Source organism: Erwinia sp. PPS120, assembly GCF_047918655.1.
GTDB lineage: Bacteria > Pseudomonadota > Gammaproteobacteria > Enterobacterales > Enterobacteriaceae > Erwinia > Erwinia tasmaniensis_A.
In genome coordinates, this window is the sequence record NZ_JBLREF010000029.1 from 1 (window position 1) to 21,384 (window position 21,384).

Sequence of the window (21,384 nt, forward strand, 5' to 3'; positions counted from 1 at the left end):
TCCGGGCATTGCAGGCGGTGCACAGTTCGACGCATCCGGCAGAGCAGCGGGAGAACCCAGAGGAGGCAGAGCCGGACGCAGCAGCGGAGCTGCCGGACAGTCCGCTGAGTTAGCCGGTTCTCTGTGAGTGTGGCGGGTTCAATGGACGGCAGAGCGCCGCGTCCGTGCGGCGATCTGCCTTCATCGCGTTCCGTGTGCGCGGGGGTAAATGGCCGTGCAGCGGCACGGGCCACGCGCACTATGCCGATCAGGCGTGGCCGCTTCCCGGCCATTAAACATAATGTGCGGGTATTATGCGCAGTCGCCCCGGCAGGCAGCGAAGCCCGTCCCGCCGCTGGCGAGCGGGCCGTCTTCGCACAATACACATTATGTCTTGCGCCCCCGCGTTCAGTGCCGGGGTGTGGCCGCCCTCCCTGGCGGCGCAAACTTGTGCATCGTCTGTAAGCAACCCCAAAGCAGCTGTCGGCCTGACGGCCTCCACTTAACAACTTCATGCCCGCCCGGCTGCGTCTGTCTGCGGCGGCTCGCACTGCGTTGCTCGTTCCCGCCTCGCCAGCTTCCGCTGCCCGCCCCGGTGTGGCGTGGTCATGCAAAATCCGGTGTTCCCTCAACCCGCAGTGCCTCAGAGCGCCGCAGGGCGTCGCTTGCGGGCCTCGCCAGCCCACGCCCGGCAGACGCTTCCCCGGCCCACAGGCAAGCTGTGGCCCGGCTCAGCGCCGCGATGAAAAACCGGTAATGACAGCGGTGTCAGTGCTGTTAAAATGCGCGGACGGATAACGCAGGGAAAGCGGGATGAAACGGTTAGAAAAAGCGCTGGCATGGCTTATATGCGCGGTGATGCTCACCGGGGCGGTAGCGTGTACGGGAGAAAAAGGCGCGTCGGGGCAAAAAGTTGCGGTTGCGGAAGTGCAACAGGGAAAACAGGCTGTAAGCGTCGGAAAGGACAGGGAAAAACCGGGTTCGCTGTCAGACTCTGCACCGGATGAAGTTGTTGTTGAGAATAACTATCTTCATGCAGATCAGGCGCTGACGTTCGATAAAGAGCTGTCGGACTGCCGGAAATCGGGGGGTAACTGCCAGTCGGTTATTGATAAGTGGAAACAGGTCAGTGATAAACAAAGCGCCGAAACCGACCAGAAGCTGAAAGATAACCCGCTGGAAGCCGTGGTTGTTGATAAGGAGCTGGCTCAGGGCGGCGTTGATATGACAGAGCGCCCCGGCTGGCTGGGGAATCTTCCCGGCGTGGATGTGATGACCAGCGACGAAGCAAAAGCTTACGTTCAGCAGTGGAACGGTCAGGATTTGGCGAAGATCGATACAAATAGTCCTGAGTGGACGAAGTATGCTGCGTTCGTGTCTGATCCTGAGAATCAGGCAGCAGTAGCATCGCTGGGAATGTTGGGTAAAGATCTTTTCCTGATAGCAAAAAATAGTTTTGCAACTAAATCCTTATTTAAAGAGATGACAACTCAGGGTATTAAATTTACACCAGAAAATGTTGTGGGTGCTGCAAAGGATAATAGTGGAAAGATCATTTTCCTTGAGAAGGGTAATTTTAAATCAGGGCTACAACATATTGTCGAAGAACATGGTAGTCAATTTGCAAAAATAGGTGTATCAGAAGCACGAATTCCTGATGTGGTAATGAAAGCTGTCACGGATGGTAAAATAGTTGGTTACCAAGGGTCTGGAACTGGTCGGCCAATATATGAAGCGATGATAAACGGTAAAAAATACAATATTGCTATTACTGTAGGGAATAACGGGTATATCGTGGGTGCTAACTTACGAGGTTCAGTAAAATGAAAAAAATAAAATTGATGGCTGACTACCATTGTCATCCATTATGGGGGACAACTCTGGGAGATTTTGGAGATATATCTCCTGAAGAACTACCGATATCATCGGAGCTGAAATGCAGTCTCAGAGAATGGGCTGAACGATATGATGCCATACTTAATATGGATGATCCGGCGTCATCTGGTTTTAAAAGTGAAGAGGAAGAAAAACGATTTATTGATGATGGTTATAAGTTGACTTATCTTCTTCAAGAAGAACTTGGAGATAACTATATTGTTATTTACCACTCTGAGTATTAATTATTCCCGGCCAACGAGCCGGGATTTTTTTATCTGCCGATCACTCCTCAGCCAGCCGGATAATCAGCTGGCCTGCCTCCGGGATCACCTCAATCTTCTGCCCGGTACTGAACCCAAAATCCGCCATCCAGTGCCCCTTCAGGGTAATGGACGGCGACGGCTGAAACTTCCGCTGATCCCGGATATATCCCACGGTATAACGCCGTGCTTTGGTTGAAACGTGTTCTGACTTATGATGTTGCGCAGCCATGATTAACTACCTCGCATAGTTGGTTGTGGTCAGCGGGCCGTTGGTGGTGAGACACCTTCAGCCCGCGCTAAATCTCTTCTTTAACTGTCCGTTCCTGCCTGCTGTGCCTGGGCTATCACGGCGTCCAGCATCTCCGAAACCAGCTTCTGCTTACTCTTCGGCAACTGGCCGATCGTCTGGATCTGTTGTTCCAGCCGTGAGGCCGGTCCCCGCTTGCGTGGTGCGTTCTCTGCTTCCTCACCCAGCAATCCTTCCAGTGAAACCGAAAGGATCTTCGCCACGGCGGGCAGTATCGGGATCTGTATCCTTCTCCTGCCCGCTTCCCAGGACTGCACCGCCTGCTGGGAAACGTTAAGCGCTTCAGCCATCTGTACCTGAGTCAGTCCGACGTCTTTACGCAGGGCGCTGATGCGGTGACCTAACTCCGTCATAAATACCTGTTCTTCACTGCTGATTGATGCGGCCATCGTCGGTTTTATCCGTATTACCTGTGACTTGATGACCATAATCTACCCCTTTTTTACATCCCACTGTTGTAAATACTACCTACTGTGGTATATGCTTGTCGAGTTATTTTTACTGAAACCCTATTGACAGGTTTTTAAGGGAGCAGCGGTATGAAAGGCAGAATGACCCCGGAAGAACTGGAGCAGCTAAAGTGTGACGTGTCGCTGGTTATGGTGGCGCAAAGCCAGGGCCATAAGCTGCGTAAGCAGGGAAAGGCCTTCGTCACCCTCTGCCCGTTCCATCATGAGAAAACGCCTTCCTGTTCAATCAGCCCGGACAAAAACCTCTGGCACTGCTTCGGCTGCGAGGCGGGCGGTTCGGTCCTGGACTGGCTGCAACACACTGAACGGCTGACTTATCCGCAGACGCTGGTACGGCTACGGGAGCTGGCTGGCTCTGCCAGTTCCTCAGCCGCTGCCGTTCCTGCACCTTCTTCGCCGCCTGTGGCCCGTCAGACGCTTACCGACCTGGACGACGACGGCCAGGCGCTGCTGCATCAGGTCACCGGTTGGTATCACCAGAACCTGCTGAACAGCCCGGATGCGCTGGCCTGGCTGGAAAAACGCGGCCTGAACCATCCTGAGCTGGTCAGCCACTTTAAGCTGGGGTTCGCCGGGGCGCACGGCGTGGCGGGGGCGCTGCCGTCGCCGCACTCGAAGGAAGGCAAATCCCTCCGCGCAAGGCTTACGGCGCTGGGCGTGGTGCGTGAGTCAAGCCGGCAGGATCACTTCCGGGGCTGTCTGATCGTACCGGTTAGCGGCTGGTCAGAGGGTTATGATCCGGCTGCCCGTGGCCGTGTGTTGCAGCTGTACGGTCGCCGCACGATGGCGGATCATCAGATAAAAAAGGGATCGGCAAAACATCTGTATCTGCCATCGCCGCTGGCCGGGGTGTGGAATGAGCAGGCGTTAACCAGCTGTGACGAAGTGATCCTGTGTGAAGCGCTGATCGACGCCATGACCTTCTGGTGCGCCGGTTACCACAACGTGATCGCTGCTTACGGGGTGAATGGCTTTACCGCCGATCACCTGGCGGCGTTGCAGTCTCACGGGGTGAAGCGGGTGATGATCGCCTTCGACAGGGACGAGGCCGGGGATCGGGGGGCGGAAGCTGTCGCGGCAGAGCTTGCCGGGGCGGGGATCGAGGCCTGGCGGGTGCGGTTCCCGGCAGGGCTGGATGCGAATGCGTATGCGCTAAAAAGTGGCAGTCCTGAATCCGCCTTCGCGCTGGCGCTGGAGCAGGCAGTCAGAATGGCGGCACCGGTGATATCCGACAGCGGCTCAGGTGTTGCGGCTGAAGCCGTGCCCGTCAGCGGTGAAAACCTCCCTTCCTCAGCCGCCCGGCCGGTCGTTCAGACGGCAAACGTTGCCCCTGCAACCGTTGCCATCGCCTGCGAAATCACGCCCTCCGGTGAACTGTTGCTGCGTTCCGGCCCGCGCGTGTGGCGGGTGCGCGGCTGGCAGAAGAACACCCTGGCAGAGGTGATGAAGGTCAACGTGCAGGTGCTGGACGAGTCAACAGGCGCGTTCCACGTGGACAGCTTCGACATGTACCACGCGAAGCAGCGCCAGGCGTATATCAGCTGTGCCGCAAACGAGCTTGGTTGCGATATCGCAGTGATAAAACGCGAGGCTGGCCGGGTGCTGCTGGCGCTGGAACAGCAACAGGACGAACAGCGCCGGACGGCAGAGACGGAGCAGGCTTCCGGCGCTGTGACAGTCTCCTGTGACGAAGAAGCCGAAGCGCTGGCGCTGCTGAAATCACCTCTTCTTACAGAACGCATCGTCAGTGACCTCGCATCCTGTGGCGTGGTCGGCGAGTCGGCCAACCTGCTGACCGGCTATCTTGCGGCAACCTCGCGCAAGCTGGATAAGCCGTTAGCCGTGTTGATACAAAGCAGCTCGGCGGCGGGCAAGTCCTCGCTGATGGACGCGGTGCTGTCGCTGATACCGGAGGAAGAGCGCATCCAGTACAGCGCCATGACCGGGCAGAGCCTTTACTACCTCGGTGAGACGTCATTGCAGCATAAAATCCTGGCGATAGCGGAGGAAGAAGGCGTCAGGCAGGCGGCCTACGCGCTGAAGCTGTTGCAGTCGGACGGCGAGCTGAAAATCGCCTCGACGGGCAAGGACGAATCCAGCGGCGACCTGGTGACGCGGGAGTACAGCGTCCAGGGGCCGGTGATGCTGATGTTAACGACAACGGCGTCGGACGTGGATGAAGAGCTGCTGAACCGCTGCCTGGTGCTGACGGTCAACGAGAGCCAGGCACAGACCGAAGCGATACACGCAGCGCAGCGTAAAAGCCAGACGCTGGCCGGGCTGCTGGCGCAGTCGGAGAAGAGTCACCTGACGAAGCTGCACCAGAACGCCCAGCGGCTGTTACGCCCGCTGAAGGTGGTCAACCCGTATGCGGAACAGCTCACCTTCCTCAGTGATAAAACCCGGACGCGGCGCGACCATATGAAGTACCTGACGTTAATCCAGTCGGTGGCGCTGCTGCACCAGTACCAGCGGGAGGTGAAACGGGCTGAACATCGCGGGGCCGTGATGGAGTATATCGGGGTGCAGCCATCTGATATTGCCCTGGCGAACCGGCTGGCGCATGAGGTGCTGGGGCGGACGCTGGACGAGATGCCGCCGCAGACGCGAAAGCTGCTGGTACTGATACAGGCGATGGTGAAGGAGATGGCCACGGCGCAGAACTGCCAGCCGTGCGAAGTACGGTTCACGCGGCGGGATATCCGGGCGTGGACAAACTGGAGCGACAGCCAGTTAAAGAACCACTGTATGCGCCTCACTGAAATGGAGTACCTGTTGCTGCACGGCGGCAGTCGTGGCCATCTGCTGCGCTACGAGCTGCTGTGGGACGGCGGTAACGGTGATGAAAACCACCTGTGCGGGCTGCTGAACGTGACCGGAAACGGAGAAAACAGCGAGGGCAGTGAGCGTAAGTCTGGTCATATTAATAGCAAGTCTGATGTGGGGGCAGGCAGGTCTGCCCCAGGTCTGGTGCAAGTCAGGGCTGAGTCTGCCCCGCAAAATATGGCCTCAGAGCAGGCAGAACACGGGTTAAGCGCTACACAAGTCTGTCCGGAGCAAAACGCAGTAATAAGGGAAAAAAAGAAAACCCCGCTACCGCCTTCGCCCTCGTTATCTGAATCCTCTTCTTAGTCGCCAGCCCTGACACCGGAGCGTCAATATGGCCAACCGTAAAACGCGTTCAAACTATCTTCTTACCGTTGATGAAATCTACCGCCAGCCGGTCGGCCCGGCCACCCACCCGAAAAGCCTGTACGTGCTGCTGCTGCGGTTCGTGAAGTGGCGGCGTGAGCGCAACTGGTCAGAGACCACGCTGAAGACGCAGACCCATCATAGCTACCGCTTTATCTGTTGGGCTGGCGAACGCGGTCTGTACCATGCCGGTGACGTCACGCGCCCGGTACTGGAAAGCTACCAGCGTTACCTGTACGGCTATCGCAAAAGTAACGGCGAACCGCTTACCAGCCGGACGCAGCGCACCACGCTCCAGCCGCTTCAGGTGTGGTTCAGCTGGATGGCGAAACAGGGGCTGATACTGGCTAATCCGGCGGCAGACCTGGAACTGCCGAGGCTGGAGAAGCGCCTGCCGCGTACCATCCTGAGCGTGGAACAGGTGGAGGACATCGTGAGCCTGTGCGACCTGACCACGCTTCAGGGCATCCGTGACCGTGCGCTGCTGGAGCTGCTGTGGTCAACGGGTATCCGGCGGGGTGAGGTGGCCAGCCTTGAGATATACAGCGCGGACTTCTCGCGGCGAATACTGACCATCGTGCAGGGCAAGGGAAAGGTGGACCGGGTAATACCGGTGGGCGAGCGGGCGCTGTGGTGGCTGGAGCGCTATATCAGCCAGGTACGCCCGGAGGTACTCACTGCTCCCGACTGTAAGGCGCTGTTCCTGGCAATGGATGGCGTGGCGGGCCTGACGGCCAGCGGTATCACCCTGGCCGTGGTGCCGTATCTGAGAGCGGCGGGTATCGACAAAGGCAGCTGCCACCTGTTCCGCCACGCGATGGCCACACAGATGCTGGAGAACGGCGCAGACCTGAGATGGATACAGGCGATGCTGGGCCACCGGAGCGTTGAATCAACCCAAATCTACACGCAGGTGAGTATCCGGGCGTTGCAGGCGGTGCATGCCAGTACGCATCCTGCGGAGCAGCGGGAGAACCCGGAGCCGGACGCAGCGCCAGAGCCACCGGACAGCCCGTAAGCCCTCTGTGAGCTGAGTTGTTCGCTGTGCGGCAGAGCGCCGCGTCCGTGCGGCGATCTGCCTTCATCGCGTGCAGTGTGCGCGGGGGTAAATGGCCGTGCAGCGGCACGGGCCACGCACAATATAGCCGTTCAGGCGTTGCCGCTGCCCGGCCATTCAACATAATGTGCGGGTATTATGCGCAGCCGTCCCGCAGAGCTTCACAGCCAGGCCCACCCTTAATGAGCGGGCCGTCTTCGTATAATACACATTATGTCGTGCGCCCCCGCGTTCAGCACCGGGTGGGGCCGCCGTCCCTGGCGGCTTCCGGCCTGGTGGAAACCCTCAGCAAACGGCCTGGCAGTTGTCGGCCTTCGGCCTCCGCTGAACAACTTCATGCCCGCCCGGCTGCGTCTGGCTGCGGCGGGTCGCAGTCGTTCCTCCTCGCTCCTTCCCGCCTCGCCAGCTTCCGCTACCCGCCCCGGTTCAGAGTGGTCATGCAAAATCAACCCCCGGTCGTGCAGGTGTGCCACAGAGTGCCGTTCCGGCCCTTGCGGGCCTCGCCAGCCCACGCCCGGCAGACGGTTCACCGGGCCACAGGCGAGCTGTGACCCGGTTCCCGCCGCAATGAAAACCGGTAATGACAGTGGAGAACATGCTGTTAAAATACCGGTCTGGCTGACGCAGGGAAAGCGGAATGAAGCGGACAAGAAAAGCCATGTGCTGGCTGCTGAGCGCGGTGATACTCACCGGGGCGGTAGCGTGTCCGGTGCTGAAAAGGCGCGTCGGGGCAAAAAGTTACGGTCCGGGAAGTGCGTCAGGAAAAACCGTCCCTAACTGACGGAAAGCACAGGGAAAAATTTTGTTCGTCGGCAGGATGTGCACCGGATAAAGTTGTTGTTGAGAATAACTTCCTGCTCTCGCTGCTGACGCCACCGCCGCCAGTGGCCGGACAGACGACGCCGCAGACGGAAGCCAATGCGGCCATCGCGCAGAAGCTGGATGCAGCGGTGAAAGAGTTCGGTGAGCAGCAGGTGAAGCAGTGTCTGTCCGGGGGAGAGTACCCGCTGGCCGCGCAGGTTGCGATGACGGCCATCGCTGCGATGATGGGAACCGGAGAGAGTGGCCCTTCGCATACGGGGAACAATAGCGGAAAGATTGATACCGGACCAAACCATACAGGAAATACTGATGCTGTTAATGTCGGGCCGAATCATACCGGAAATGAAAGCCAGATAAACACCGGGCCGAATCATACAGGCGGAGATCAATCTGTAGAACAATTACCGAACAATACCGGTAATACTGAAGGTGCTCCTGATTTACCGAATTACATGGAAAGTCAGGGTTATGATCCAAGATTACCAATACCGGAAGCGACAACTGCCAGTAATGGATTAAAAGTAGAATCCAACACTAAACACACACCGGGGGCGCAAGGATTTAGGCCCAATGCTGGTATAGAACCAAAAAATTCCTTAGATTTATTTGGAAACTCAGTATCAATTGATGGAAATAAAGCTCGTTATAGTATGGGAGATGATGGTTCTATTCACCGTTATTTCCCTGATAACACAGGAACCTATCATTGGTCTGGAAGTACGGGGGATTCAAAAAATCCGATGCAGCTAGATAATAAGACCAAAGCTCAATTACGCAAGCAAGAAGGGTGGAAAATTAAATGATAATTGGCAATCCTTATCAAATTGCAATACAAGTGGAGCAGATAGATGTTTTATGCTCTCCCAGTGGGGTTTTTAACTTTATTATCAATGATATGTTAATCCCTGGTAAAGGAGTTACTATAGATCTTTATATTGTAATATCTTCATTGAAAGAGAGTTTGGAGGTAGGGCTCAAAGGAGTTAATGAGGATGTCGGTAATATACCTATAGAAAAAATGGATTTTTCGGAAGGTATACCTGAAAAATTAATATCATTGGATGTTGCTGAATTATATGATTACGGGTGTAATTTTTGGTTGGGATTTGACGGTAATGAAGATCGTCTAATCTATACTTTAGATTTCGAAAATAGTTTTAACGAGGATCGCTTTCCTAGAGGGACGATAGAAAAATTGATCATGTCATTGCCTTTGGCAGACACGTTAATTATGGATAGAACTAACGATATTATAATTACAAAGATAAATTGTTGAGAATAACTATCTGAGCAGTAAGCAGATAGATGCCTGGTCCGCTGAAATGAAGCAGTGCAAGGCTGGCGGCGGTGACTGTAGCGGTATTATCACTAAGTATGAAGAGCTGAGCACCGCCCAGCAGAAGCAGCTTATCAGCGACTGTGCCACCAGTCCGGCGACCTGCCAGCAGAAATACGGTGATGTACTGGCCGACAGTATGGCGGTAAAACAGGCGCTGGATCGTGCGATGGGCGAAGATATCCCCATCAAAATGGTCTACGATCTGACGGCGACCTGGGCGCATCAGATGGATGCAGACGGGATCGTCGCCAGCAATAAAGTGTCAGAGCAGATCATGGCGAAATATGGCCTTGATCAGGTTCAGGCCGATATTATTGCGGGTGTGGCGTTAAGTGCGCTGGGTGGGGTGAGTAAGGTTGGTAAAGGTTCTGGTAGCTCCGCAAACAGCACAGCTAAACCTTCGATTAATCAAGGCCAGCAGAATAAACACGTACCAGGCACTAATGAATACAAAATAGCGTCTGAAGCTGGATTAAATAAAAGTGTACTCACAGTTCAGCCTGATTCATTACTTTCAAAATTAGGAACAGGTCAACAGGTCGGTAATACGGCTATTGGAACACTAGGCTCTAAGGAAAGGATTAACTATGGTAAAGTCATTGGGAACTATATAGACCCTCAAACTGGCGTGTCCACGCCGACTACCAATGGTATTGTTCACTATGGAAAAAATGGTGTTCATATTGTTCCTGCAAGGCCGTCGGAGTAAACGAAACCATGAAAAAAACAACTGATTTTAATAACTATTTTAAGCTATCCATACAAAGGGCTTTACTTGGCAATGTCACTAATAACATGCGAGCAATAATGGCAGAACTAAGTGAAAATGATATTAAGTTATTTTTTTATTATGATGGTGAAGTACATGAAAATGACGAAGAAATAGTCTCTGAAATAGAGGCTGAAGTAATGGCTGATTTTAATGAAGATTGTAATTTTGATGTAAATATAATACGTCTTGATTATCCAAAACCGATTAAAAATGGTAGTGGGTTCTGCGTATACCTAAGAAAAGAATATTAATTAATATCCCGGCCAACGAGCCGGGATCCTTTTACCTGCCGATCACTCCTCAGCCAGCCTGGTGATCAACTCGCCCTGCTCATAAATCACCTCAACCTTCCTGCCCGTCTCAAACCCCAGATCCCCCATCCAGTGTCCCCACAGCGTGATCGACGGTGACGGACGGTGCTTAATATGATCCTTAATGTAACCCACGGTATAGAGCCGGACTTTGGTTGAAAAGTATTCTGACTTATGATGTTGCGCAGCCATGATTAGCTACCTCACTTAATTGGTTGTGGTCAGCGGGTTGTCGCTGTTCCACCACCTTCAGCCCGCGCTCGTGTTAACTCTCTTCTTTAGCCGCCTTCCTTGCAGAGTCCTAGCGGCGGGACTGGTACTCGGTAATCAGGCTCTCCAGTACTTCACGGACTATCGCCTGTTCGTTCACCGGCAACTGGCTGATGGCTTCAAACTGAAGCGCCAGCTCACCTTCAGGTCCACGTTCATGTCCATCAAACAACAAAAAATCGGTACTGACATGTAGCGTGGTGGCAATCTTCTTCAGTGCATCAAGAGAAGGCATCGCCTGGCCGCTCTCGTACTACTTCCAGCTGTTAACGTGCAGGCCAACGGCATCAGCCATCGCCTGCTGGGACAGGCCAGGCTCTTTACGTAGTAAGTTAAGTCGCGCAGGTACCCGCCCGGTGCTGGAGCGTTATCAGCGGCATCTGTACCAGTATCGCAAAACCAACGGTAAGCCGCTCTCCAGCCGGACGCAGCGCACCACGCTCCAGCCGCTTCAGGTGTGGTTCAGCTGGATGGCGAAACAGGGGCTGATACTGGCGAACCCGGCGGCAGACCTGGAGTTACCGAGACTGGAGAAGCGCCTGCCGCGCACCATCCTGAGTGTTGAACAGGTTGAAGAGACAGTCAGCCTGTGCGACCTGAGCACGCTTCAGGGTATCCGTGACCGGGCGCTGCTGGAGCTGCTGTGGTCAACGGGTATCCGGCGGGGTGAGGTGGCCAGCCTTGAGATATACAGCGTGGACTTCAGCCGGAAGATACTGACCATCGTGCAGGGCAAAGGAAAGCAGGACAGAGTGATACCGGTGGGTGAGCGGGCGCTGTGGTGGCTCAACCGCTGGCTGCATCATGTGCGGCCAGAGCTGCTGGCGGCAGCGGACTGTAAGGCGCTGTTCCTGGCCATGGACGGTCTGGCAGGTCTGACGGCACACGGCATTACCGGCGCGGTGGTGCCGTACCTGAGAGCGGCGGGCATCGACAAAGGGAGCTGCCACCTGTTCCGCCACGCAATGGCGACGCAGATGCTGGAGAACGGCGCGGACCTGCGCTGGATACAGGCGATGCTGGGCCACCGGAGCGTACAGAGTACGCAAATCTACACGCAGGTGAGTATCCGGGCGTTGCAGGCGGTGCATGCGGGTACGCATCCTGCGGAGCAGGGGGAGGCAGATAAACCGAAAGTTGATGGAGAAGAGTAACTCTGAAATACTAACAGTTATTAACTGATAGTAATCCGGGTGGAGAAACGACCATGCCAACCAGCGTAGCACTCAGTCCTTACTTCGAAGCGTTCATCCGCGAACAGATAGAAAGCGGGCGTTACAACAACACCAGTGAAGTGATCCGTGCGGGACTCAGAGCACTGGAAGAACGGGAGCAGCAGATGAAACTTGAAACACTGCAAAAAGCGGTCAGCGCAGGGATAAACAGCGGTGAAAGCAAAAGTGCTGAAGAGGTGTTCGGGCGTCTGTCACGCAAATACCAACGCATGGGCGAAGGTGAGCAGACGAAATGAAACTGGGTATATCACCACTGGCAGAGCAGGATATGGAAGCCATAGGTGACTATATCGCGCAGGATAACCCGGTACGGGCAGTGAGCTTCACGGAAGAGCTGTATCAGCAGTGCCTGCTGATAGGGGAATCACCGGGCATCTACAGAGAAAGACCCGAGCTGGGGCAGTGCGTCAGAAGCTGTGCTTACGGGCGCTATCTCATCGTGTTCAGGGTGCTTGATACTGAAGTGCGTATAGAGAGGCTGCTGCATGGCTCACGGGATATTATAACGCTGTTCACAGAACCGGACGGAGCATCAGAGCCACCGGACAGCCCGTAAAGTTAGCGGAGCCGTCTGTGAGCTGAGTTGTTCGCTGTGCGGCTAAGCGCCGCGTCTGTGCGGGGCTCTGCCTTCATCGCGTCCCGTGTGCGCGAGGGTAAATGGCCATACAGCGGTACAGGCGGCGCACAATATGGCGGTTCAGGCGTGGCCGCTGCCCGGCCATTAAACATGATGTGTGGGTATTATACGCACCCGTCCCGCTCAGCCTCAGCGCCCGGCCCCCGGCCCGCCGTTATCGTGAGGGCCGTATGCTTATAATACACATTATGACGTGCGCCCCCCGTTCCGCGGCGGGGTGGGGCCGCCATCCCTGGTGGCGCTGGCCTGTTCATCGTGTCAGGCAACAGCAATAAGGCAGGCCGGCCTGACGGCCTCCGCTTAAAGAGCTTTATGCCCGCCTGGCTGCGTCTGTCTGCGGCGGCCAGGCAAATGTATTCAATCAGTTAAACAGTGGGGGCTTTTCAGTGCTCCGAAGCGCTTATAGCCACAGGTATCAGCGGACTAACTCAGGGTAAAGGATACCGGTTGACTGAAGTAGCAAGTGTTACTGGTGCTTATACAGGCGCTAAATTGCAGGGGAAAGATGCTACAGCTCCGATCCCCGATGCAGGCTTGGGAACCCTGGAGGTGCTACCATAGGAAAAGGTGTGGAGCGACTACAAGCTACAGTTCCTCAATTCACTATACCTAAAATAACAGGGGCAGTCGCGGAATCTGCCGGTTCTGAATATCCTGGAAGTTTCGCACAGAATTTAGACAAAAAAGTTCAGCAAAAATTGGAGAAAAAGAGTGATGCAAAATAAGAAAATTAAGCTCTTATTATTATTGGTCACTTCGTGGATAGTTGGTCTTTTCATTACTCTTGTAGGTGGTCGATTACTTATATCTCTGGCATCCTATTTTTTAGTGAGTGATTTTGATTTTGATCGAAATCACTTAATCAGAGGCACTGAAATATCAATCGGATGCGGGATTATTATTGGTGTGGGGCAATGCCTCATGTCGAAAGAGAAACCGGCCTCGCCTTTAAATCCCCGGTAACATACGCAAATCCAGGCCACCAGGCCGGGATAGTTTTACCTGCCGCTTACTCCTCAGCCAGCCGGATGATCAACTCGCCCTGCTCACAAATCACCTCAATCTTCCTGCCCGTATCAAAACCCAGCGCCCCCATCCAGTGGCCCCGCAGCGTGATCGACGGTGACGGCTGGAGCTTAATGTGAACCCGGCCATAACCCATGGTATAACGGCGGGCTTTGGTTGAAACCTGTTCGGATTTATGATGTTGCGCAGCCATGATAACTATTTCGTAAAGTTGTTGTGGTTAGCGGCGGGATGAGGTGCGAACTCACTCCTGCCGCGTTCAGCCAACGTTTGTTACTGTTAAACCCGAGTTATTACCCTAAACTTAAACCACTTCTCAGGGGCCTGAACAAGCACCTGTCTTGTGAAAATGATCTTAACGGGGGCTTCAACCGATGGATAAACGAATAGAAATCATCCAGGGGGATATCACGCGAATTCCCGTTGATGCGATTGTTAATGCGGCTAACAGCTCTCTCCTGGGGGGCGGGGGAGTGGATGGGGCAATCCATCGCGCGGGAGGGAAACAAATACTTGAAGCCTGTCAGGCTGTACGGGCCAAACAGGGGGGCTGTAACGTGGGCGACGCCGTGATTACGGTCGCGGGGCATCTGCCGGCCAAATATGTCATTCATACCGTCGGGCCTCACTGGCGTCCGGGAGGAAATAACGAGGATGCACTGTTAGCAAACTGTTATATAAATTGCCTCCGGCTGGCAGAGGATAATCATATAAATACCCTCTCTTTTCCGAATATCAGCACCGGGATTTACAGATTCCCGAAACAGAAAGCGGCAGAAATCGCACTGAAAACGATCACCCGCAGCCTGATAAATCATCATAATATTGAAAAAATAATTATCGTCTGCTTTGAAGAGGAGAATTACGATATCTATAAGGCATTAGAAAAAAATCATTATTGTTGAGAACGTTATGGCTTAAAGCGGCCCGCCGCGAAAGCGCCGTCGAAAGGGGCAGGATACCGCTCCATATTGTTGCGCCTCACGCGACTGTGCCATGCACTTCCCAGCGCTGGCGTGTTAACAGCCGCTCCAGCTTATTCATCCTCCTGCCCGACGAGCAGTATATCTGCATTCCTCACTCGGCCACTAAACCCGCCCACTTAGCACTAAAAAGCATATAAAACCTCTTTTTATTATTTGTTGCTATGAGTGTGCCTCCTTAACATGATGTGAAATATCAGTTAACAGAGGGAGGGACGCGCGTGAATTTTCAACAGCTTAAAATTATTAAGGAAGCGGCACGCTGCGAGTTTAATCTTACCGAAGTGGCAAACGCGCTGTTCACCTCCCAGTCCGGTGTCAGCCGCCATATCCGCGATCTGGAAGATGAACTGGGCGTTGAGATTTTTATCCGGCGCGGCAAGCGCCTGCTGGGCATGACCGAACCGGGTAAGGCGCTGCTTACCATCGCCGAGCGCATCCTGGATGAGGCGGGCAAGGTGCGCCGGCTGGCCGATGTCTTTACCAATGAGTCCAGCGGCGTGTTGACCATCGCCACCACCCATACCCAGGCGCGCTACAGCCTGCCCAGGGTAATTAAAGCTTTCCGTGCGCTCTATCCTAACGTCAGGCTCGAACTGAATCAGGGATCGCCACAGGAAATCGTCTCGATGCTGGTGGCAGGTGAGGCCGATGTGGGGATCGCCAGCGAACAGGTGGTTAATAATCCGTCGCTGGCGGCCTTCCCCTGGTTTAGCTGGCACCATGCGCTGCTGGTACCTAAGGGGCATGAGCTTGAGCTGCAGCAGCCGGTGTCCCTGGCCGCGCTGAGCCGCTATCCGCTGATCACCTATCGCCAGGGCATCACCGGGCGTTCCCGGGTTGACCGCGCTTTCCACGGGGCGGGCCTTAAGCCTGATATCGTATTAAGCGCCCAGGATTCAGACGTGGTGAAAACCTATGTGGAGCTGGGTCTGGGCGTCGGCGTGCTGGCCGATCAGGCCTGTCAGCTGGATGAGCATTCGTCCCTGACGCGGCTGGAAGCGAAGCATCTGTTTGAGTCGAATACCGTCTGGCTGGGGCTGAAGCGTGGGCAGCTACAGCGTAACTATGTCTGGCAGTTCCTGGAACTCTGTAATGCCAACCTTTCCCTGGAGGAGATCAAGCGTCAGGCGCTTTCCGCCAGCGAGGAGGAGCCGGTTATAGATTTCCAGATCTGACCCCCACGGCATAAAATTTTGTTTGGGGCTGAAAATGGGCGTTTAGCCCGTTGACTGCCCTGTACATAGCGCAGCATTCGTTCCCGGTCCTCCGCTAGAGTGGAAATAACACTTATAAGGGGACGACATGCTTACTCAACGTTTAAACGATCCATTGCTGCTGCGCCAGCAGGCCTTCTTTGCGGGCGGCTGGCGCGACGCCGATAACGGTGAAACGCTGCCCATTATTAACCCCTCCACCGGCGAGCGAATAGCTACCATCCCGGCTCTGGGTGCGGAGGAGACTGCCCGCGCCATCGCCTTTGCCGAGGCCGCCCGGCACGAGTGGGCGAAAACGCCCAACGCCCAGCGCGCGCAGCGGCTGGAAGCCTGGCACCAGCTGATCCTCGACCATGCCGATGACCTGGCGGTGATTATGACCGCTGAACAGGGTAAACCGCTGGCCGAAGCGAAAGGAGAGGTGCTGTACGGCGCCAGCTTTGTGAAGTGGTTTGCCGAAGAGGCCCGACGTATCTACGGCGAAACCCTCCCCGCGCCGGGAAACGATCGCCGCATCCTGGTCATCAAGCAGCCGGTCGGCGTGGCGGCGGCCATCACCCCCTGGAACTTCCCGATTGCGATGATTACCCGGAAAGTCGCCCCGGCGCTGGCGGCTGGCTGCCCCATTCTGGTTAAACCCTCTGAAGTGACGCCCCTCTCAGCGCTGGCGCTAATGGAGCTGGCCACCCGCGCGGGCATCCCGCCTGGCGTTCTGCAAATCCTCACCGGCCTGCCGCAGGGCATTGGTGGCGAACTCACCGCCAGCCGCACCGTGCGTAAAATCTCCTTTACCGGATCCACCCGCGTCGGCCAGCTGCTGATGCAGCAAAGCGCAGACAGCATTAAGCGTCTCAGCCTTGAGCTGGGCGGTAATGCGCCGCTGATCGTCTTCGATGACGCCGACCTGGAGATTGCCGTCGCCGGGGTGATGGTCAGCAAATTTCGTAACGCCGGACAAACCTGCGTCTGCGCCAACCGGATACTGGTTCAGCGCGGCATCTATCCCCGCTTTGTCCGGCGCCTGCTGGAAGAGGTCAGCCGCCTTAGCGTTGGCGACGGCTTTGAGGAAGGCACCACCCTTGGGCCACTGATCAATGCGGCGGCGGTGAGCAAGGTCAATGCCCATATTGAAAATGCCCTCGGCCTGGGTGCCACGTGCCTGACGGGCGGTGTCAGTCAGGGGCCAGGCACCTTTGTTGTCCCCACGGTGCTCGGCAACGTCACTCCCGACATGCGCATCGCCAGTGAAGAAACTTTTGGTCCGGTCGCCCCGCTGTTTATTTTTGACACGGAAGATCAGGCGATCGCCATGGCCAATGATACGCCTTATGGCCTGGGGGCCTACTTTTTCACTGAAGATCTGCGCCGCGCGTGGCGCGTGGGTGAGGCGCTGGAATTTGGCATGGTGGGCTATAACACCGGCGCCATCTCCCTGGAAGTGGCGCCCTTTGGCGGCATAAAAATGTCCGGCGTGGGGCGCGAAGGCGCACATCATGGTCTGGACGAATATCTTGAAATTAAGGCCTTTCATTTCGGGAGTTTGAGTTAAGGTTAGCCGTGAAAAACTATTACGCGCCCGCACTGGTTAACCTGCTGCGGGCTTTTTTTTATTATATTGCGGCCATGCATTTCTGATGTTTTCTCATATCTGGTGCAGGAAAAGGCGCATTTGCTCTGCAATGGTGCGTTTATAAAGCAATAAAAATCATCTGCTTACGGATGCGGCTAATCAGTGAGATTTAGCCGCTCATTACGGCATAAAATTTTTTTCAGCCAGGGTTTACGCATTTATATTTTTTTACGGACTGGCATGCTTACTGCATTAGTTTATTCAGGCCAGAACCGCCGGACGGTTATTTAGTTAGCAGGCTAAATACAGGCGGGATCGCATGGGCAACAGGTCCGGTAAATATAGAGGTTTATTAATGCTAAGTTTCGATCCTGAAAAGATTGCACTGCCAGAAGGCCACTATATTAACGGCCAGCACCGACGTGGAGAGGGGGAAGGATTCGCCGTAAAGCGCCCCTCCGACGGGCTGCTGGCCGGCGAACTGGCCGACGCCGACGCCGCGCAGGTAGATGAAGCCGTTGCCATCGCCGATCGGGCCGTCAGGGAGAGCGGCTGGGCCAGCGCGCCTCCCCGCCAGCGTGGCGCGGTACTGCGGCGCTGGGCCGATCTGATAGCAAACGACCTGCCGCTCGCCCAGCTTGAGGCACTGGGTTCCACCCGTCCGATCCATGATGTCGTTAATCACGAAATTCCGTTCACCGCCGAGGCGATTCGGTTCTATGCCGAGTGCGCAGATAAATACAGCGGCGACCTGCTGCCGACCCGGCACGCCAGCCTTGGGATGCTGATCCCGGAACCCTACGGCGTGATTGCCGCGATTACCCCGTGGAATTTCCCGCTGTCGATGGCTTCCTGGAAGTGTGGTCCGGCGCTGGCGGCAGGCAATGCGGTGGTGCTCAAACCGTCCGAGCTGACGCCTTATTCCAGCGTACGGCTCGCCGAGCTGGCGGTACAGGCCGGGCTGCCAGCGGGCGTGCTGAACATCGTACAGGGCAGTGGTGCGGTGACCGGCAGCGCGCTGGTGGCGCATCCGCTGGTGCGAAAAATTTCATTTACCGGCTCAACGCAGACCGGCGCGCGCATTATGAGCGAGGCCGCCTGGCATGGGATGAAGCCAGTTACGCTGGAGCTGGGCGGTAAAAGCCCGCAGCTGGTCTTTGACGACGCGGGTGATGTGCAGGAGATTGCGCTGCGGATCCTGCGCGGTTTTACCGCCAACGGCGGCCAGGCGTGCGTGGCCGGTACCCGGCTGATTGTCCAGCGCGGCATTGCCTCGGCGCTGATCGAACGGCTGACTGCGCTCTGTCAGGGCTTTACGCCGGGCGTCACCTGGAACGAAAACAGCCGCTATGCCCCCATGATTGATGGCCGTCAGGCCGCGAAAGTGGAGCAGATCGTCACGGAGGCCCGGCGGCTAGGCGGTGAAATCCTGGTGGGCGGCCAGCGATTTGCTGACACGGGTGAGGGCTGTTTCTGGCAGCCGACGCTGATAGCCAACGTCTCGCCCGACAGTCCCGCGGTGCAGGAGGAGATCTTTGGCCCGGTCCTGACCGTGCAGCTATTCGATGAGGAAGAGGAGGGGCTGGCGCTGGCAGGCCATGCCACCTACGGCCTGTGTGCGGGGGTACACACCAAAAATCTTGACCGCGCGATGCGGGCGATGCGTGGGATTGCCGCGGGTACGGTATGGATTAACCGCTACGGCCGCTCCGGCGACTTCATTATTCCCACCGGCGGCTTTCAGGGATCGGGCATCGGCAAAGATCTGGGCCGACAGGCATTTGAAGCCTGCCAGCGTTACAAAAGCGTGCTGATCGATTTTTAAGCGCCTGCTAAGGGTCGTCGGCGCGTGCTGAACGACTTCTGAGCGGCTGACAAAAGTCGTCAGCGCGTGCTGAACGACTTCTGAGCGCCTGACAAAAGTCTTCGGCGCGTAATGGGCGAGCTTTGAGCGTTCTTCAGCGAAGCCAGCATGTCATTTATCAACCGTTACCGCGACGTCAGCCGGTCGCATTGTGCCGAACGGCGTTCAAAATTCAGTCACCGATACCCAGGAGTATGCACCATGGCCCTGTTTAAACCGAAATTTATCACCTTTGACTGTTACGGCACGCTGATCAACTTTGATATGGCCGGGGCGGCGGCGGCCCGCTTTGCCAGCCGCGTCAGCCCGGAGAAGATGACCGCCTTCACCACCGACTTTGCTTACTATCGCCGGGACGAAGTACTGGGCGCGTTTAAGCTGTATCCCCAGGTGGTAGGCGATGCGCTTTACCGCACCTGTAACAAGTGGGGCGTTGAGTGCACGGAGCAGGACTGCGCGGCGATTATGACCGCCTGCGCCAGCTGGGGGCCACATGCAGATGTCCCCGCTGGCCTGGCGAAAGTTGCTACTGAATTCCCGCTGGTGCTGCTGACGAACTCGACCGATGCGCTGATTAAGCATCACGTTCCCCGGCTGGGCGTCCCGATCCATATGACCATCACCGCCGAAGAGGTGGGGGCCTACAAGCCGCAGATGAAGGGCTTTGAGTACATGCTCAGCAGGCTTAACTGCGCGCCTGACGAAATCCTTCACGTCTCCAGCAGCCTGCGCTATGACCTGATGACCGCCTTTGACCTCGGGATCACCCATACGGTGTTCGTTAACCGCGGACACGATCCGGCTAATCCCGCCTATGGCTATACCGAAATCCAGGACATTGGCGGCCTTCCGGCCGTGGTGGGCCTGTAACCCTTTACCAGGAGCAGGGCATGAAACTGGAATCTTTCTGGCAGGTCACGGCCCCGGTCTTTACCGGCGCGTCGCAGGGCGAACTGCCCGCCACGGCAGATGTGGTGGTGATCGGGGGTGGTTTTACCGGTATCTCTGCGGCGCTCAGTCTGGCGCGCAGCGGACTTAAGGTGGTGGTGCTGGAAGCCGGGGCGGTGATGAGCCAGGCCTCCTCCCGCAACGGCGGCCACTGTAATACCGGCGTATCGCAGAACTTCGCTTCACTGGTGGCCAGCCGGGGCGTTGAGCAGGCCAGCCGTTACTATCGCGCCTTCGCCAGCGCGGTTGACTACGTGCAGAGCCTGGTGGAAGAGGAGCAGATCGACTGTGATTTCCTGCGCTGCGGCAAAATCAAACTCGCCAGCAAGCCCGCGCACTTTTCCGGGCTGAAGGCCACCTACAAGGCGCTGAAAAGCATCGTCGATCCCGAGGTTGAACTGCTGGGGGCCGACGAGGTGCGGCGTGAGGTCAACTCTGCTGCCTTTCACGGCGGGCTGATTCAGCGGCGCGGCGGCCAGATGCATATGGGGAAGTTTGGCGTGGGTCTGGCGCAGGCGGCGGTCAGCAGCGGCGCTGAGATCTTCGAACATACGCCGGTTAACCAACTGACGCGTCTCCAGGGATACCGGCATCGGGTTGGCACGCCGCGCGGTGAGATCCTCGCCGATAAAGTGCTGATGGCCACCGGCTGCTCCAATGTCGGCCCCTTCGCGTGGTTCCAGCGCCGCATTGTCCCGGTAGGCAGCTTCATCGTGGTCACCGAGCCGCTGCCGCCTGAACAGCTTCACGCCCTGATGCCCGCTAACCGCACCTGCGTCACCTCGCTGAATATCGGCAACTATTTCCGTACCACCGCCGATCGGCGCCTGGTGTTCGGCGGCCGCGCCCGCTTTGCCATCAGTAATCCCACCTCCGATGCGCGCAGCGGCCGGGTGCTACAGGCTGGCTTAAGCAAAATTTTTCCTGCGCTCGCATCGGCAAAAATCGACTACTGCTGGGGTGGCCTGGTGGATATGACGGCAGACAGGCTGCCGCATGCGGGCGAGCAGGAGGGGGTGTTTTATTCGCTGGGCTACAGCGGCCACGGCACCCAGATGTCGGTATGGATGGGCCGCGTGATGGCCGACATCATTGCCGAAAAAGCATCCGCTAACCCCTGGCAGCGCGACAGCTGGCCTGCCGTGCCCGGCTATTTTGGAAAACCCTGGTTCCTGCCGGTGGCGGGGCTGTATTACAAAGCTCGGGATCTGATCTCCTGAGACTCTAATGTTCGACTTTGAGGG

The 21,384-nt window shown here is 56.3% G+C and carries 21 protein-coding genes and 3 pseudogenes; 19 read left to right on the forward strand and 5 right to left on the reverse strand.

Annotated elements, in window-relative coordinates; translation table 11 throughout:
- Nucleotides 1-792: 792 nt before the first annotated feature.
- A complete protein-coding gene (locus tag ACLRGG_RS14745; protein WP_503369249.1) occupies nucleotides 793-1,806 on the forward strand; it encodes a hypothetical protein in 1,014 nt (337 codons plus the stop codon).
- Complete coding sequence (locus tag ACLRGG_RS14750; RefSeq protein WP_416250482.1) at nucleotides 1,803-2,099, forward strand: immunity protein CdiI family protein; 297 nt, start codon at nucleotides 1,803-1,805, stop codon at nucleotides 2,097-2,099. Before ACLRGG_RS14745 ends, ACLRGG_RS14750 begins: the two co-directional genes overlap by 4 nt.
- A gap of 40 nt (nucleotides 2,100-2,139) precedes the next feature.
- Here ACLRGG_RS14750 and ACLRGG_RS14755 read toward each other — a convergent pair whose 3' ends face one another.
- Both ACLRGG_RS14755 and ACLRGG_RS14760 read right to left on the reverse strand, forming a co-directional pair.
- Entirely contained in the window at nucleotides 2,140-2,349 is a 210-nt protein-coding gene (locus tag ACLRGG_RS14755) for a SymE family type I addiction module toxin (protein ID WP_416250483.1), read from the reverse strand.
- Nucleotides 2,350-2,429: 80 nt separating this feature from the next.
- Nucleotides 2,430-2,855, reverse strand: a complete 426-nt coding sequence (locus ACLRGG_RS14760; RefSeq protein WP_416250484.1) for a helix-turn-helix domain-containing protein — start codon at nucleotides 2,853-2,855, stop codon at nucleotides 2,430-2,432.
- Between the two features lie 111 nt (nucleotides 2,856-2,966).
- On the opposite strand from ACLRGG_RS14760, the gene ACLRGG_RS14765 reads away from it, so the two are divergent.
- The 7 genes and pseudogenes from ACLRGG_RS14765 (at nucleotide 2,967) to ACLRGG_RS14795 (ending at nucleotide 10,330) form a co-directional block, all read left to right on the forward strand.
- Complete coding sequence (locus ACLRGG_RS14765; RefSeq protein WP_416250485.1) at nucleotides 2,967-6,029, forward strand: CHC2 zinc finger domain-containing protein; 3,063 nt, start codon at nucleotides 2,967-2,969, stop codon at nucleotides 6,027-6,029.
- 28 nt (nucleotides 6,030-6,057) lie between these two features.
- Entirely contained in the window at nucleotides 6,058-7,107 is a 1,050-nt protein-coding gene (gene xerC / locus ACLRGG_RS14770) for a site-specific tyrosine recombinase XerC (protein ID WP_416250486.1), read from the forward strand.
- Between the two features lie 676 nt (nucleotides 7,108-7,783).
- Complete coding sequence (locus ACLRGG_RS14775) at nucleotides 7,784-7,927, forward strand: hypothetical protein (protein WP_416250487.1); 144 nt, start codon at nucleotides 7,784-7,786, stop codon at nucleotides 7,925-7,927.
- Complete coding sequence (locus ACLRGG_RS14780; RefSeq protein WP_416250488.1) at nucleotides 7,899-8,771, forward strand: hypothetical protein; 873 nt, start codon at nucleotides 7,899-7,901, stop codon at nucleotides 8,769-8,771. The genes ACLRGG_RS14775 and ACLRGG_RS14780 overlap by 29 nt, the downstream gene beginning before the upstream one ends.
- Nucleotides 8,768-9,244 carry an Imm42 family immunity protein gene (locus ACLRGG_RS14785; protein WP_416250489.1) on the forward strand — a complete coding sequence of 159 codons (477 nt, stop codon included), beginning with the start codon at nucleotides 8,768-8,770 and terminating at the stop codon, nucleotides 9,242-9,244. The genes ACLRGG_RS14780 and ACLRGG_RS14785 overlap by 4 nt, the downstream gene beginning before the upstream one ends.
- A pseudogene (locus ACLRGG_RS14790) lies at nucleotides 9,240-10,016 on the forward strand (polymorphic toxin type 50 domain-containing protein); the annotation flags it as partial. The gene ACLRGG_RS14785 and the pseudogene ACLRGG_RS14790, both read left to right, overlap by 5 nt.
- 8 nt (nucleotides 10,017-10,024) lie before the next feature.
- Nucleotides 10,025-10,330, forward strand: coding sequence for a MafI2 family immunity protein (locus tag ACLRGG_RS14795; protein WP_416250490.1), 306 nt, complete (start codon nucleotides 10,025-10,027; stop codon nucleotides 10,328-10,330).
- Between the two features lie 42 nt (nucleotides 10,331-10,372).
- Here ACLRGG_RS14795 and ACLRGG_RS14800 read toward each other — a convergent pair whose 3' ends face one another.
- Both ACLRGG_RS14800 and ACLRGG_RS14805 read right to left on the reverse strand, forming a co-directional pair.
- Nucleotides 10,373-10,582 (reverse strand): SymE family type I addiction module toxin, encoded by a 210-nt coding sequence (locus tag ACLRGG_RS14800; RefSeq protein WP_416250491.1) that lies wholly within the window; start codon nucleotides 10,580-10,582, stop codon nucleotides 10,373-10,375.
- A gap of 109 nt (nucleotides 10,583-10,691) precedes the next feature.
- A pseudogene (locus tag ACLRGG_RS14805) lies at nucleotides 10,692-10,955 on the reverse strand (helix-turn-helix domain-containing protein).
- A gap of 52 nt (nucleotides 10,956-11,007) precedes the next feature.
- Between ACLRGG_RS14805 and xerC (ACLRGG_RS14810) the strand changes: the two are divergent.
- From xerC (ACLRGG_RS14810) to ACLRGG_RS14825, 4 genes and pseudogenes are all read left to right on the forward strand, one after another.
- Nucleotides 11,008-11,814, forward strand: a pseudogene (gene xerC / locus ACLRGG_RS14810) (site-specific tyrosine recombinase XerC); the annotation flags it as partial.
- Nucleotides 11,815-11,867: 53 nt separating this feature from the next.
- Nucleotides 11,868-12,131 (forward strand): type II toxin-antitoxin system ParD family antitoxin, encoded by a 264-nt coding sequence (locus ACLRGG_RS14815; protein WP_067710087.1) that lies wholly within the window; start codon nucleotides 11,868-11,870, stop codon nucleotides 12,129-12,131.
- Nucleotides 12,128-12,451 carry a type II toxin-antitoxin system RelE/ParE family toxin gene (locus ACLRGG_RS14820; RefSeq protein WP_067710085.1) on the forward strand — a complete coding sequence of 108 codons (324 nt, stop codon included), beginning with the start codon at nucleotides 12,128-12,130 and terminating at the stop codon, nucleotides 12,449-12,451. The genes ACLRGG_RS14815 and ACLRGG_RS14820 overlap by 4 nt, the downstream gene beginning before the upstream one ends.
- Nucleotides 12,452-13,101: 650 nt before the next feature.
- Complete coding sequence (locus tag ACLRGG_RS14825) at nucleotides 13,102-13,257, forward strand: hypothetical protein (RefSeq protein WP_416250492.1); 156 nt, start codon at nucleotides 13,102-13,104, stop codon at nucleotides 13,255-13,257.
- A 284-nt stretch (nucleotides 13,258-13,541) separates the two neighbouring features.
- On the opposite strand, the gene ACLRGG_RS14830 is transcribed toward ACLRGG_RS14825, so the two are convergent.
- Nucleotides 13,542-13,751, reverse strand: coding sequence for a SymE family type I addiction module toxin (locus ACLRGG_RS14830; protein WP_416250493.1), 210 nt, complete (start codon nucleotides 13,749-13,751; stop codon nucleotides 13,542-13,544).
- Between the two features lie 181 nt (nucleotides 13,752-13,932).
- Here ACLRGG_RS14830 and ACLRGG_RS14835 point away from each other — a divergent pair, with 181 nt between their 5' ends.
- The 6 genes from ACLRGG_RS14835 (at nucleotide 13,933) to ACLRGG_RS14860 (ending at nucleotide 21,360) form a co-directional block, all read left to right on the forward strand.
- Nucleotides 13,933-14,463, forward strand: a complete 531-nt coding sequence (locus ACLRGG_RS14835; protein ID WP_416250494.1) for an O-acetyl-ADP-ribose deacetylase — start codon at nucleotides 13,933-13,935, stop codon at nucleotides 14,461-14,463.
- A gap of 299 nt (nucleotides 14,464-14,762) precedes the next feature.
- Entirely contained in the window at nucleotides 14,763-15,719 is a 957-nt protein-coding gene (gene cbl, locus ACLRGG_RS14840; protein WP_416250495.1) for an HTH-type transcriptional regulator Cbl, read from the forward strand.
- A gap of 127 nt (nucleotides 15,720-15,846) precedes the next feature.
- Nucleotides 15,847-17,307, forward strand: coding sequence for an NAD-dependent succinate-semialdehyde dehydrogenase (locus ACLRGG_RS14845; RefSeq protein WP_416250496.1), 1,461 nt, complete (start codon nucleotides 15,847-15,849; stop codon nucleotides 17,305-17,307).
- A gap of 376 nt (nucleotides 17,308-17,683) precedes the next feature.
- On the forward strand, nucleotides 17,684-19,153 hold the full coding sequence (locus tag ACLRGG_RS14850) for an aldehyde dehydrogenase family protein (protein ID WP_416250497.1): 1,470 nt from the start codon (nucleotides 17,684-17,686) through the stop codon (nucleotides 19,151-19,153).
- 240 nt (nucleotides 19,154-19,393) lie between these two features.
- Nucleotides 19,394-20,062 carry a haloacid dehalogenase type II gene (locus tag ACLRGG_RS14855; protein WP_416250498.1) on the forward strand — a complete coding sequence of 223 codons (669 nt, stop codon included), beginning with the start codon at nucleotides 19,394-19,396 and terminating at the stop codon, nucleotides 20,060-20,062.
- Between the two features lie 20 nt (nucleotides 20,063-20,082).
- Nucleotides 20,083-21,360 carry an NAD(P)/FAD-dependent oxidoreductase gene (locus ACLRGG_RS14860; RefSeq protein ID WP_416250499.1) on the forward strand — a complete coding sequence of 426 codons (1,278 nt, stop codon included), beginning with the start codon at nucleotides 20,083-20,085 and terminating at the stop codon, nucleotides 21,358-21,360.
- The last annotated feature ends 24 nt before the right edge of the window (nucleotides 21,361-21,384 follow it).